The organism is Pseudomonas sp. 2(2015) (assembly GCF_000955865.1).
Lineage (GTDB): Bacteria > Pseudomonadota > Gammaproteobacteria > Pseudomonadales > Pseudomonadaceae > Aquipseudomonas.
In genome coordinates, this window is the sequence record NZ_JYOF01000019.1 from 41,238 (window position 1) to 53,877 (window position 12,640).

A 12,640-nucleotide genomic window follows, 5' to 3' on the forward strand; every position below is an offset into this window, starting at 1 on the left:
TCTATGCCCAGTTGTGGAGCGATGCGCGGCATGCCGAGCGTTGGTGGGACAAGCTGCGGATCTGGTTCATGCCCACCGGCTGGCGGCCGGATGACGTTGCCCGGCGTTATCCGCAAGCCAAGCAGGACTTGAGCCGCTTCCAGAAATTCGAGGTGCCGCTGGCCTGGCCGCAGCAGTTGTATGTGGCGCTGCAGTTCGCGGTGTACGTAGGCTTGGGCAGTTACTTGATGGAGCGCGCCGAGCAGTTGTCGGTGGCTGCCCTGGTGCTGGGCTGCGGCTTGATGGCATTTGGTTTGTTCGTGCTCGGCACGGCCCTGGAGAACCGCCCCTGGGCTTTGCGGCTGGAGCTACTGCGCCTGGGGCTGAATGTCCCGGCCATGGTCCTGGCCGGGATGACGGGCTCAGGGCCGGTCACTGCCCTGGCTTGGGTCCTGCTGCTTGGCTACAGCCTGCTCAGCCTTTTCGGCCTCTACGGCAGCCGCTTCCTTGCGCGCAATGCGCGCGGCCTTGAAGCGCCGGCGCAGCCACAGGCAGCCACCGAGCACCAGCAGGCCGCCGAGCACCCATAGCTCGTATTTTTTCACGTTGCCCAGCAGGCCTTCGAGAATGGCGCCGAAGTGATAGGCGGCGGCGCCCAGGGCCAGGGCCCAGATGGCCGCACCAATGCCGTTGAGCAGCAGGTAGCGGCGCGGCGGGTAGCCGGACAAACCGATGGCCACCGGCATCACCGTGCGCAAACCGTAGACGAAGCGAAAACTCAGGACCCAGATGTCCGGATGGCGGCGAATGTGCTCCAGCGCACGGTCGCCCATCATCTGCCAGCGCGGTTTGCGTGCCAGCAACTTGCGCCCGTGACGGCGCCCCATGAAGTACCACAGCTGGTCGCCGGCATAGCTGCCGAAGAAGGCCACCACGACCACCAGGTTGATATCCATGTATCCGCGGAACGCAAGGAAGCCTGCGAGAACCAGGATGGTCTCACCTTCGAAAAACGTGCCGAGAAAAAGGGCAAAGTAGCCGAAATCCTGCAGGAATTGTTGGAGCATTTTCTGGGTGCTGGCGAAATGAACGCGCAGCCTAACCCTTCGTGGCCTTTGGGGAAAGTGTCCAAATGTGTCTCGACGTGAACATTTCCTACAAGGACAATGACTGCGTCCTCAAGTCGCAGGGTTGCCCTTGCCTGTCATACAGGCGTCATAATGGCCGCTTATAACTGTCGCGCTCGCCCGCCTGCGCGGGCTCAGGAGTCTGCCGTGAGCTTTACCCCCGCTAACCGTTTGTTTCCTGCCACCCGTCTGCGTCGCAACCGTCGTGACGACTTCAGCCGTCGTCTGGTTCGCGAAAATGTTCTGACTGTCGATGACCTGATCCTCCCGGTGTTTGTCCTTGATGGCGAAAACCGCCGTGAAGAAGTCGCCTCGATGCCGGGCGTCGAGCGTCTGTCCATCGACCTGTTGCTGGAAGCTGCGCAAGAGTGGGTAAACCTCGGGATTCCAGCCCTGGCGCTGTTCCCGGTCACCCCGGTAGAGAAAAAATCCCTCGACGGCGCTGAAGCCTGGAACCCCGACGGCATCGCCCAGCGCGCCACCCGCGCCCTGCGTGAGCGCTTCCCGGAACTTGGGGTGATCACCGACGTTGCCCTGGACCCGTTCACCACCCACGGCCAGGACGGTATCCTCGACGAAGAAGGCTACGTTCAGAACGACATCACCGTCGATGCCCTGGTGCGTCAGGCGCTGTCTCACGCCGATGCCGGTGCCCAGGTGGTCGCGCCATCGGACATGATGGACGGGCGCATCCAGGCCATCCGTGAAGCGCTGGAGCTGGCCGGTCACGTCAACGTCCGCATCATGGCCTACTCGGCCAAGTATGCCAGTGCCTACTACGGTCCGTTCCGCGATGCGGTCGGCTCGGCGCTGAACCTGGGCAAGGCCAACAAGGCCTCCTACCAGATGGACCCGGCCAACAGTAACGAGGCCCTGCACGAAGTGGCCGCCGACCTGTCGGAAGGCGCCGATATGGTCATGGTCAAGCCGGGCATGCCGTACCTGGATATCCTTCACCGGGTCAAAGACGAATTCAAAGTACCGACCTTCGTTTACCAGGTCAGCGGCGAGTACGCCATGCACATGGCGGCGATTCAGAACGGCTGGCTCAGTGAAGGGGTTATCCTTGAATCCCTCACCGCTTTCAAACGGGCGGGCGCCGATGGCATTCTCACCTATTTCGCTGTTCGCGCTGCTCAATTGATGAGAGGGCAGTAACGCCCTTCAGGAACGCTAGATGAATAACGAAGTACTTACCGACGTTGCAGTCAAAGACGCCCAGCCCGTGCCCGAGCAACTGGTCGAGACCCCGCCACAGCCGCCTGCGGTTGCCGAGCCGGTGGTCGAGGCCCCGGCGCCGGCGCCAGTGGCTGCGCCTGCCATCGTCATTCCCGGTCTGGACGACAGCAGCCTGTACATTCACCGCGAATTGTCCCAGCTGCAGTTCAACATCCGCGTGCTTGAGCAGGCGCTGGATGAGTCCTATCCGCTGCTGGAGCGACTGAAGTTCTTGCTGATCTTCTCCAGCAACCTGGATGAGTTCTTCGAAATTCGTGTGGCGGGCCTGAAGAAGCAGATCACCTTTGCCCGTGAACAGGCCGGCGCCGACGGCTTGCAGCCGCACCAGGCGCTGGCGCGGATCAGCGAGCTGGTGCACGGCGAGGTCGATCGCCAGTACGCGATCCTCAACGACGTGCTGCTGCCGGAGCTGGAAAAGCACCAGATCCGCTTCATTCGCCGCCGCCACTGGAACACCAAGCTCAAGACCTGGGTGCGGCGCTTCTTCCGCGACGAAATCGCGCCGATCATCACCCCGATCGGCCTCGATCCGACTCACCCGTTCCCGTTGTTGGTGAACAAGAGCCTGAACTTCATCGTCGAGCTTGAAGGCATCGACGCCTTCGGCCGCGATTCGGGCCTGGCGATCATCCCGGCGCCGCGTTTGCTGCCGCGGGTGATCAAGGTGCCGGAAGAGGTCGGTGGGCCTGGCGACAACTATGTGTTCCTGTCGTCGATGATCCACGCTCACGCCGATGACCTGTTTCAGGGCATGAAGGTCAAGGGCTGCTACCAGTTCCGCCTGACCCGCAACGCCGACCTGGCGCTGGACTCCGAAGATGTCGAAGACCTGGCCCGGGCCCTGCGCGGCGAGCTGTTCTCGCGTCGTTACGGCGATGCGGTGCGCCTGGAAGTGGCCGACACTTGCCCCAAACACCTCTCCGACTACCTGCTCAAACAGTTCAGCCTGAGCGAGAGCGAGCTGTACCAGGTCAACGGCCCGGTCAACCTGACCCGGCTGTTCAGCATCACCAGCCTGGACAGCCATCCGGAGCTGCAATACACGCCGTTTACCCCGGCAATCCCCAAGCTGTTGCAGAACAGCGAGAACATTTTCAGCGTGGTCAGCAAGCAGGACATCCTGCTGATGCACCCCTTCGAGTCGTTCACCCCGGTAGTCGACCTGCTGCGCCAGGCCGCCAAGGACCCGCATGTACTGGCTGTGCGCCAGACCCTGTACCGCAGCGGTGCCAACTCGGAGATCGTCGACGCGCTGGTCGACGCCGCGCGTAACGGCAAGGAAGTCACTGCGGTGATCGAGCTGCGTGCGCGTTTCGACGAAGAGTCCAACCTGCAGATGGCCAGCCGCCTGCAGGCCGCCGGTGCGGTGGTGATCTACGGTGTGGTGGGCTTCAAGACCCACGCCAAGATGATGCTGATCCTGCGCCGCGAAGCCGGCGAGATCGTCCGCTATGCGCACCTGGGCACCGGTAACTACCACGCCGGCAACGCCCGCCTGTACACCGACTACAGCCTGCTGACCTCCGACGACGCCCTGTGCGAAGACGTCGGCAAGCTGTTCAGCCAGCTGATCGGCATGGGCAAGACCCTGCGCATGAAGAAGCTGCTGCACGCGCCGTTCACCCTGAAAAAGGGCATGCTCGACATGATCGCGCGCGAAACCCAGTTCGCCCTCGACGGCAAGCCTGCGCACATCATCGCCAAGTTCAACTCGCTGACCGATCCGAAGATCATCCGCGCGCTGTACAAGGCCAGCCAGTCAGGGGTGCGTATCGACCTGGTGGTGCGCGGCATGTGCTGCCTGCGTCCGGGTATTGCCGGGGTGTCGCACAACATTCAGGTGCGCTCGATCATCGGCCGCTTCCTCGAGCACACGCGGGTGTTCTACTTCCTCAATGGTGGTGAAGAGCAGATGTTCCTCTCCAGCGCCGACTGGATGGAGCGCAACCTCGACAAGCGCGTCGAGACCTGCTTCCCGGTCGAGGGCAAGAAACTGATCCTGCGGGTGAAAAAGGAACTCGAAGGGTATCTGACCGACAACACCCACGCCTGGATCCTGCAACCGGACGGCCGTTACGTACGCAGCACGCCAACCGGCAACCAGAACCCGCGCAGTGCCCAGGCCGCTCTGCTCGAGCGCCTGAGCAACCCGGTGCTTATCGTACGCTGAGGACGAAGCCGACCCGGGCCAGCCATTCTGCCTCCAGGCCGAAGTCGGCCTGGGTCAGCTGGTTTTCTTCCAGCCAGCCGGCCGGGAACTCGACGTCCAGGCTGTCGCCCTTGGCGTGCAGGGTGACCGTGGGCATCTGCTGGGTGCCGCGGATGTGATGGAACAGGATCGCGAAGCGCAACAGTACGCACAGGCGAATCAGCTTGGCGGCGTCCTCGCCGAATTCGGCGAACTTATCCTTGGGAATGTTGCGGCGATGGCCGCGCACCAATAGCGCCAGCATCAGCTGGTCTTCCCGGGAAAAGCCGGCCAGGTCGGAGTGCTCGATCAGGTAGGCGCCGTGCTTGTGGTAATGGTAGTGGGCGATGTCCAGGCCCACTTCATGCACCTTGGCTGCCCAGCCCAGCAGTTCACGCCAGATGCCGTCTTCCAGGTCCCAAGCCTTGGCCACCTGGTCGAAGGCGTGCAGCGCCTTGCGCTCGACCCGTGCCGCCTGGCCCTGGTCAACGTGATAACGCTCCATTAGCGAGGTCAGGGTGCGCTCGCGCACGTCTTCGTGGTGGTGGCGGCCGAGCAGGTCGTAGAGCACGCCTTCACGCAGGGCGCCGTCGCAGTGGTCCATGCGCTGTAGCTCAAGGGCGTCGAAAATCGCTTCGAGAATCGCCAGGCCCGCCGGGAAGATCGCCCGGCGGTCGGGTTTGACCCCGTCAAAATCGATCTTGTCGGTTTCTCCCAGCTTGAACAGCTTGCGCTTGAGCCAGGCCAGGCCTTCGGCATTGACCTCGCCGCTGCCCATGCCGCCGGATTTGAGCGCCAGGCCGATGGCGCGGATGGTCCCCGAGGAGCCGATGGCTTCGTCCCAGGTCAGGCGATGCAGGGCGTTCTCGATGCTCATCAGCTCCAGGCGTGCGGCGGTGTAGGCCTGGGCATAACGCGCCGGGGTGATCTTGCCGTCGCGGAAATAACGCTGGGTATAGCTGACGCAGCCCATCTGCAGGCTTTCGCGCAGCAGCGGTTCAAAGCGCTGGCCAATGATGAATTCGGTACTGCCGCCGCCGATATCGGCGACCAGGCGCTTGCCTGGCGTGTCGGCCAGCGTGTGGGACACGCCGAGGTAGATCAGGCGCGCTTCTTCACGACCGGAGATGACTTCCACCGGGTGGCCGAGGATGGCTTCGGCGCGGCGGATGAATTCGCCGCGGTTGCGGGCTTCGCGCAGGGCGTTGGTGCCAACGATGCGCACGGCGCCGTCGGGCATGCCGTTGATCAGTTGGGCAAACCGCTTGAGGCAGTCCAGGCCGCGTTGCATGGACTCTTCGCTGAGCTGGCGCTCTTCATTGATGCCGGCGGCCAGCTGAACTTTTTCGCCGAGCCGCTCAAGGATGCGGATCTCGCTATGGTGGGCCTTGGCGACCACCATGTGGAAACTGTTGGAGCCCAGGTCTATGGCAGCGATCAAGGACAGATTCTTGGCTGTGGTTTGCGGCATGGTCATGGGTTCTCGGTCGATAACCCGGCAATCCTGCCACGATCCGGCGCTGGCGCCAACGCGCAGCGTATCAAGGCTTGATATGGGGCAGGTTGTGCGGGAATTATGACTTTCCCGCGACAGCAGCGATATGCGCGGTCATGCACAACTATAGTTACACTCAATCGTTCCTGGCTTCCTGTAGGCAGCCGGTGCAGCTATGATGGGCCACGTTTTTTTGCTTACGACCTTGGAGACTTCCATGAGCAGCGATCTTATCAAACACGTCACCGACGCCACCTTCGAAGCCGAAGTCCTGAAGGCTGAAGGCCCGGTGCTGGTCGACTACTGGGCTGAATGGTGCGGCCCTTGCAAAATGATCGCTCCGGTTCTGGACGACATCGCCGCTACCTACCAGGGCAAACTGACCGTCGCCAAGCTGAACATCGACGACAACCAGGAAACCCCGGCCAAGCACGGCGTGCGTGGCATCCCGACGCTGATGCTGTTCAAGAACGGCAACGTCGAGGCCACCAAGGTCGGCGCGCTGTCGAAATCTCAGCTGGCAGCCTTCCTGGACGCCAATATCTGAGTGAAATTAGCCCCGCATTCGTCGGGGCTTTTCTTTATCTGGTGACTAGACGCCAGAAAAAGCAGGTGTTACATTCGGCCTCGCACTGTTTCTTCGGTGCCCTCTGCACGCCGTCGCCGACGCATCCCTAATTCGAATCAGTACGCGATCCTGTCGCCTTCTTTGCGGCGCGGCTTCATTAAGCCAGAAGCTTAATTCCCCCTTCTTACATGATTACGTCACTCCCCTTATGAACCTGACTGAACTCAAGCAAAAGCCGATTACCGATCTGCTCGAAATGGCCGAACAGATGGGCATAGAAAATATGGCCCGTTCGCGCAAGCAAGATGTGATTTTCTCCCTGTTGAAAAAGCATGCGAAAAGCGGCGAGGAAATCTCCGGTGACGGCGTGCTGGAGATTCTCCAGGACGGCTTCGGCTTCCTGCGCTCGGCCGATGCCTCGTACCTGGCCGGCCCGGACGACATCTACGTGTCGCCAAGCCAGATCCGTCGCTTCAACTTGCGTACCGGCGACACCATCGTCGGCAAGATCCGCCCGCCAAAAGAAGGCGAGCGTTACTTCGCCCTGCTGAAAGTCGACACCATCAACTTCGACCGGCCGGAAAACGCGAAGAACAAGATCCTGTTCGAAAACCTGACGCCGCTGTTCCCTAACGAGCGCCTGAAGATGGAAGCCGGCAACGGCTCCACCGAAGACCTCACCGGCCGGGTTATCGACCTTTGCGCCCCGATCGGCAAAGGCCAGCGCGGCCTGATCGTCGCTCCGCCAAAAGCGGGCAAGACCATCATGCTGCAGAACATCGCGGCCAACATCACCCGTAACAACCCCGAGTGCCACCTGATCGTCCTGCTGATCGACGAGCGCCCGGAAGAAGTAACCGAAATGCAGCGCACCGTGCGCGGCGAAGTGGTTGCCTCGACCTTCGACGAGCCGCCAACCCGCCACGTGCAGGTTGCCGAAATGGTTATCGAGAAGGCCAAGCGCCTGGTTGAACACAAAAAAGACGTGGTCATCCTGCTCGACTCCATCACCCGTCTGGCCCGTGCCTACAACACCGTGATCCCGAGCTCCGGCAAGGTCCTCACCGGTGGTGTCGATGCCCACGCCCTGGAGAAGCCGAAGCGTTTCTTCGGCGCCGCGCGTAACATCGAAGAGGGCGGCTCGCTGACCATCATCGCCACCGCGCTGGTTGAAACCGGCTCGAAGATGGACGAAGTGATCTACGAAGAGTTCAAGGGTACCGGTAACATGGAGCTGCCCCTGGACCGCAAGATCGCCGAGAAGCGCGTCTTCCCGGCCATCAACATCAACCGTTCGGGTACCCGTCGCGAAGAGCTGCTGACCGCCGACGACGAGCTGCAGCGCATGTGGATCCTGCGCAAGCTGCTGCACCCGATGGATGAAGTGGCTGCCATCGAGTTCCTGATCGACAAACTCAAGCAGACCAAGACCAACGACGAGTTCTTCTTGTCGATGAAGCGCAAGTAAACTGTTGCGCTGGGCAAGAGCCGGGGCGACCCGGCTTTTTGCTATCTGTACTTTGGCTATTCTGAGCAGCCGAGTTCGGCGCTACACTCTGCAGCCCGACCGCTACGGCAGCCAATACGAGGCTTTTGCATGCAGTATCGCGATTTGCGCGACTTTATCCGTGGCCTGGAACAGCGCGGCGAACTCAAGCGCATCCAGGTGCCGATCTCTCCAGTCCTGGAAATGACCGAAGTCTGCGACCGCACCCTGCGCGCCAAAGGCCCGGCCCTGCTGTTCGAAAAACCTACCGGCTTCGACATCCCGGTGCTGGGCAACCTGTTTGGCACCCCGGAGCGGGTGGCCATGGGCATGGGCGCCGAGTCGGTCAGCGAGCTGCGTGAAATCGGCAAGCTGCTGGCCTTTCTCAAAGAGCCCGAGCCGCCGAAAGGCCTCAAGGACGCCTGGTCGAAGCTGCCGATCTTCAAGAAGGTCGTGTCCATGGCGCCGAAGGTGGTCAAGGACGCGGCATGCCACGAAGTGGTCATCGAAGGTGATGATGTCGACCTCGGCCTGCTGCCGGTGCAGCACTGCTGGCCGGGCGACGTTGCGCCGCTGATCACCTGGGGCCTGACAGTGACCCGCGGGCCGAACAAGGACCGCCAGAACCTCGGCATCTACCGTCAACAGGTGATTGGCCGCAACAAGGTCATCATGCGCTGGTTGAGCCATCGCGGCGGCGCCCTGGACTATCGCGAATGGTGCGAGAAGCACCCGGGTCAGCCGTTCCCGGTGGCGGTGGCCCTGGGCGCCGACCCGGCGACCATCCTTGGTGCCGTGACGCCGGTGCCCGATACCCTCTCCGAGTACGCCTTCGCCGGCCTGTTGCGCGGCAACCGTACCGAGCTGGTCAAGTGCCGTGGCAACGACCTGCAGGTGCCGGCCACCGCTGAAATCATCCTCGAAGGCGTGATCCATCCGGGTGAAATGGCCCCGGAAGGCCCGTACGGCGACCACACCGGCTACTACAACGAAGTCGACAGCTTCCCGGTGTTCACTGTCGAGCGCATCACACACCGCAGCAAGCCGATCTATCACAGCACCTACACCGGCCGTCCGCCGGATGAGCCGGCGATTCTGGGTGTGGCGCTGAACGAAGTATTCGTGCCGATCCTGCAAAAGCAGTTCCCGGAAATCACCGACTTCTACCTGCCGCCGGAAGGCTGCTCGTATCGCATGGCGGTGGTGACCATGAAAAAGCAGTACCCAGGACACGCCAAGCGCGTGATGCTGGGTGTCTGGTCGTTTTTGCGACAGTTCATGTACACCAAGTTCGTTATCGTCACGGACGACGATATCAACGCGCGTGACTGGAACGACGTGATCTGGGCGATTACCACGCGCATGGACCCCAAGCGCGACACGGTAATGATCGACAACACCCCGATTGACTACCTGGACTTCGCTTCGCCGGTGTCCGGTTTGGGGTCGAAGATGGGCCTGGATGCGACGCACAAGTGGCCGGGAGAAACCACCCGCGAGTGGGGACGGGTCATCGTCAAGGACGAAGCCGTCACCCGGCGGATCGATGAGCTGTGGAACCAGTTGGGAATAGACTAAATGCAGGTAACCTTGCAGCCGTCCGGGGCCGTGTTGGCGCTCAAGCCCGGAGAAAGGATTCTGGATGCGGCGCGACGCCTGGGCTACGACTGCCCGCAAAGCTGTCGCAATGGCAACTGCCATGTCTGCGCCGCGCTGCTGGTCGAGGGCCGGGTGCGTCAGGATGGCGTCGAGCGTGATCATGGCGAGCTGTTCACCTGCATCGCCGAGCCACTGGAGGATTGCGTCTTGTTGTGGGATGGCGTGCTGGCCCTGGGCGAGCTGCCGGTACGGACCCTGGCCTGTCAGCTCAGCGAGTGTGTCGAAGTCGGCGGCGACGTCTGGCGCGTGCGCCTGCGGGCGCCTGCCGGCAAGCCACCGCGCTACCATGCTGGCCAGTACCTGATGATCGAGCGAGACAGCGGCGACAAGGCTGCCTTCTCGCTGGCCTCGGCGCCGCACAGTGGCCGCGACCTCGAGCTGCATGTACTGGCCCGCGAGAACAGTGCCCTGGAGCTGATCGCTCAGTTGCGGCGCAACGGCATGGCGCGGCTGCAGATGCCCTTTGGTGACACCCACCTGGCCGAATTGCCGGACGGCCCGCTGGTGCTGATCGCGGCCGGCACCGGCATGGCGCAGATGCACAGCCTGATCGAACATTGCCGGGCCAGCGGCTTCAAGCACCCGGTGCACCTGTACTGGGGCGTGCGCCTACCGGACGACTTCTACCAGATCGAGCACTGGGCCGAGTGGGAGAGTCTGCCCAACCTGTTCCTGCACAAGGTGGTCAGCGACCTGTGCGGCTGGGAAGGGCGCTGCGGCCTGTTGCACGAGGCGGTATGCGAAGACATCAGTGACCTGGCCGGCGTGCATGTGTACGCCAGCGGTTCGCCAAACATGATCTACGCCACCCTCGACGCACTGGTCGACGCCGGCATGGACGCGCATCAAATGCGCGCCGATGTATTCGCTTATGCCCCGCGCAATTGATTGACGGAATAAGGCAAGCTGCAACAGCGTGCCGGTTTAAATAACTGCCGGTGCCGCCAGCGGTTATAAGCCACTAATTATTGCCGGCAACGAAAATAACTTTCGCTACACTTGAAACAGTGCACCTGTTATCGCACCGGTGCGGCCTTTATCGCCGTCTCATGGCGTCTGGGGGCTTGTATTGCGGCGCTTATCTGCCGTACGGTAACTCTGTGCACAGTGCGTTGCTTTATAGTGCAATGCGTTGGTAATTCATGGGGAAGTGTGGCGGCAGCTATGTCGGCGATCGAAACGGTATCTTTGAATGTGGCCTATCCGCCGTTGCTTGATTTCGGCGAACAGTTAACTCGCGAGCAACTTGTGCATTCAGTTCAACACACCATGTCCCGGCACCAGGGTGGCCCGGTATGGTTGTTTGCCTACGGCTCATTGATCTGGCGCCCGGAGTGCAATGCCGCCGAACGGCGACGGGCACGGGTGCACGGCTATCATCGCGGGCTGTATTTGTGGTCCCACGAGCACCGCGGCACGCCGGAATGCCCCGGGCTGGTATTCGGTCTTGATCGTGGTGGTTCATGCAGCGGTTTTGCCTACCGCCTGCCGGACGACTGCCTGGAAGATTCGTTGCTGGCCTTGTGGCAACGAGAAATGCCTTACCCTGCGTACCGCCCGCACTGGCTCAATTGCCGGCTTGAGGACGGCAGCAAGGTCCAGGCCCTGGGGTTTGTGCTGGAGCGGCATTTGCCATGCTATGCCGGCAACCTGCCGGACACCTTGCTCAGCCAGATATTTGCCAATGCCAAGGGCCGTTACGGCAGCACCCGCGATTATGTCGAGCAGACCCTCAATGCCTTGCGCAGCCATGCCATGCCCGATCGCAACCTGGAGGCGCGCTTTCGGCGCTGCCATTCCAGGTAGGAGCGGGCTCAGCTGTTCAGGCCATGGTCACCACCAGCTTGCCCACCGCCTTGCGCTGGCCCAGCATCTCGATGGCTGCACCTGCTTCAGCCAGCGGGAAGGTCTGCGATACCAGCGGCTTGAGCTTGCCTTCGGCGAACCAGGCAAACAGCTGCTGGAAGTTCGCCGCATTGTCGGCCGGCTGGCGCTGGGCAAAGGCGCCCCAGAACACCCCGAGCACCGCTGCACCTTTGAGTAGCGCCAGGTTCACTGGCAGCTCGGGGATGCGCCCGCTGGCAAAACCGACCACCAGCAGCCGGCCATTCCAGGCAATGCCGCGCACCGCCTGGTCAAACAGATCGCCGCCAACCGGGTCGTAGATCACATCGGCGCCGTTGCCGCCGGTCAGGCGCTTGATTTCGTCCTTGAGGCTGGTTTCGCTGTAGTTGATCAGCTCGTCGGCGCCTGCCGCCTTGGCTACGGCAAGTTTCTCGGCGCTGCTGGCGGCGGCAATCACCCGCGCGCCCATGGCCTTGCCGATTTCCACCGCCGCCAGGCCAACCCCGCCCGAGGCGCCCAGCACCAGCAGGGTTTCCCCGGCCTTGAGCTGGCCGCGCTGGCTGAGCGCATGCATCGAGGTGCCGTAGGTCATGCCGAAGGCCGCCGCCGTGGTGAAGTCCATCTGCGCCGGGATCGGCAATACGTTGTAGGCCGGCACCGCCACTTGTTCGGCAAAGCTGCCCCAGCCGGTCAGGGCCATGACCCGGTCGCCGATCTTCAGGTTGCCGGCTTTTTCACCCACGGCGCTGACCACGCCGGCGGCTTCGCCCCCAGGGGAGAACGGCAGCGGCGGCTGGAACTGGTACTTGCCTTCGATGATCAGGGTGTCGGGAAAGTTGACCCCGGCGGCCTGCACGTCGAGGAGGATCTCGTTCTTTTTCGGCACGGGGCTGGCGACTTCTTCCAGGACCAGGTTTTGCGCCGGGCCAAGGGCTTTGCACAACACTGCTTTCATCGGGACTATTCCTTTGCGCGTAGTGGCCGATAAGTGTAGGTGGGCGAGGTGCCGGGTCAACGAGCATGGCCCGCCCTGATAGGCCGGCATAAGCCCGGG

The 12,640-nt window shown here is 62.3% G+C and carries 10 protein-coding genes; 7 read left to right on the plus strand and 3 right to left on the minus strand.

What is annotated here, in order from left to right; genetic code table 11:
• Nucleotides 1–401: 401 nt before the first annotated feature.
• Nucleotides 402–1,046, minus strand: a complete 645-nt coding sequence (locus tag UB48_RS27465) for a DedA family protein (RefSeq protein ID WP_082075496.1) — start codon at nt 1,044–1,046, stop codon at nt 402–404.
• A 207-nt stretch (nt 1,047–1,253) separates the two neighbouring features.
• On the opposite strand from UB48_RS27465, the gene hemB reads away from it, so the two are divergent.
• Both hemB and ppk1 read left to right on the plus strand, forming a co-directional pair.
• The gene (hemB, locus tag UB48_RS22155; protein WP_045201037.1) at nt 1,254–2,264 is read left to right on the plus strand and encodes a porphobilinogen synthase; all 1,011 of its coding nucleotides are present in this window, start codon (nt 1,254–1,256) and stop codon (nt 2,262–2,264) included.
• Between the two features lie 19 nt (nt 2,265–2,283).
• Nucleotides 2,284–4,515 carry a polyphosphate kinase 1 gene (gene ppk1, locus UB48_RS22160; RefSeq protein WP_045201039.1) on the plus strand — a complete coding sequence of 744 codons (2,232 nt, stop codon included), beginning with the start codon at nt 2,284–2,286 and terminating at the stop codon, nt 4,513–4,515.
• On the opposite strand, the gene ppx is transcribed toward ppk1, so the two are convergent.
• Entirely contained in the window at nt 4,502–6,004 is a 1,503-nt protein-coding gene (ppx, locus tag UB48_RS22165; RefSeq protein WP_045201201.1) for an exopolyphosphatase, read from the minus strand. The two genes, ppk1 and ppx, sit on opposite strands and share 14 nt — an antisense overlap.
• 241 nt (nt 6,005–6,245) lie before the next feature.
• Here ppx and trxA point away from each other — a divergent pair, with 241 nt between their 5' ends.
• From trxA to UB48_RS22190, 5 genes are all read left to right on the plus strand, one after another.
• Complete coding sequence (gene trxA / locus UB48_RS22170) at nt 6,246–6,575, plus strand: thioredoxin TrxA (protein WP_045201042.1); 330 nt, start codon at nt 6,246–6,248, stop codon at nt 6,573–6,575.
• Between the two features lie 229 nt (nt 6,576–6,804).
• A complete protein-coding gene (gene rho / locus UB48_RS22175; RefSeq protein ID WP_028942380.1) occupies nt 6,805–8,064 on the plus strand; it encodes a transcription termination factor Rho in 1,260 nt (419 codons plus the stop codon).
• Between the two features lie 129 nt (nt 8,065–8,193).
• A complete protein-coding gene (gene ubiD, locus UB48_RS22180) occupies nt 8,194–9,660 on the plus strand; it encodes a 4-hydroxy-3-polyprenylbenzoate decarboxylase (protein WP_045201047.1) in 1,467 nt (488 codons plus the stop codon).
• Nucleotides 9,661–10,629 carry a CDP-6-deoxy-delta-3,4-glucoseen reductase gene (locus tag UB48_RS22185; protein WP_045201050.1) on the plus strand — a complete coding sequence of 323 codons (969 nt, stop codon included), beginning with the start codon at nt 9,661–9,663 and terminating at the stop codon, nt 10,627–10,629.
• Nucleotides 10,630–10,905: 276 nt separating this feature from the next.
• Entirely contained in the window at nt 10,906–11,547 is a 642-nt protein-coding gene (locus UB48_RS22190) for a gamma-glutamylcyclotransferase (RefSeq protein ID WP_045201052.1), read from the plus strand.
• Between the two features lie 16 nt (nt 11,548–11,563).
• On the opposite strand, the gene UB48_RS22195 is transcribed toward UB48_RS22190, so the two are convergent.
• Nucleotides 11,564–12,541, minus strand: coding sequence for an NADPH:quinone oxidoreductase family protein (locus UB48_RS22195; RefSeq protein ID WP_045201054.1), 978 nt, complete (start codon nt 12,539–12,541; stop codon nt 11,564–11,566).
• Nucleotides 12,542–12,640: the final 99 nt, after the last annotated feature.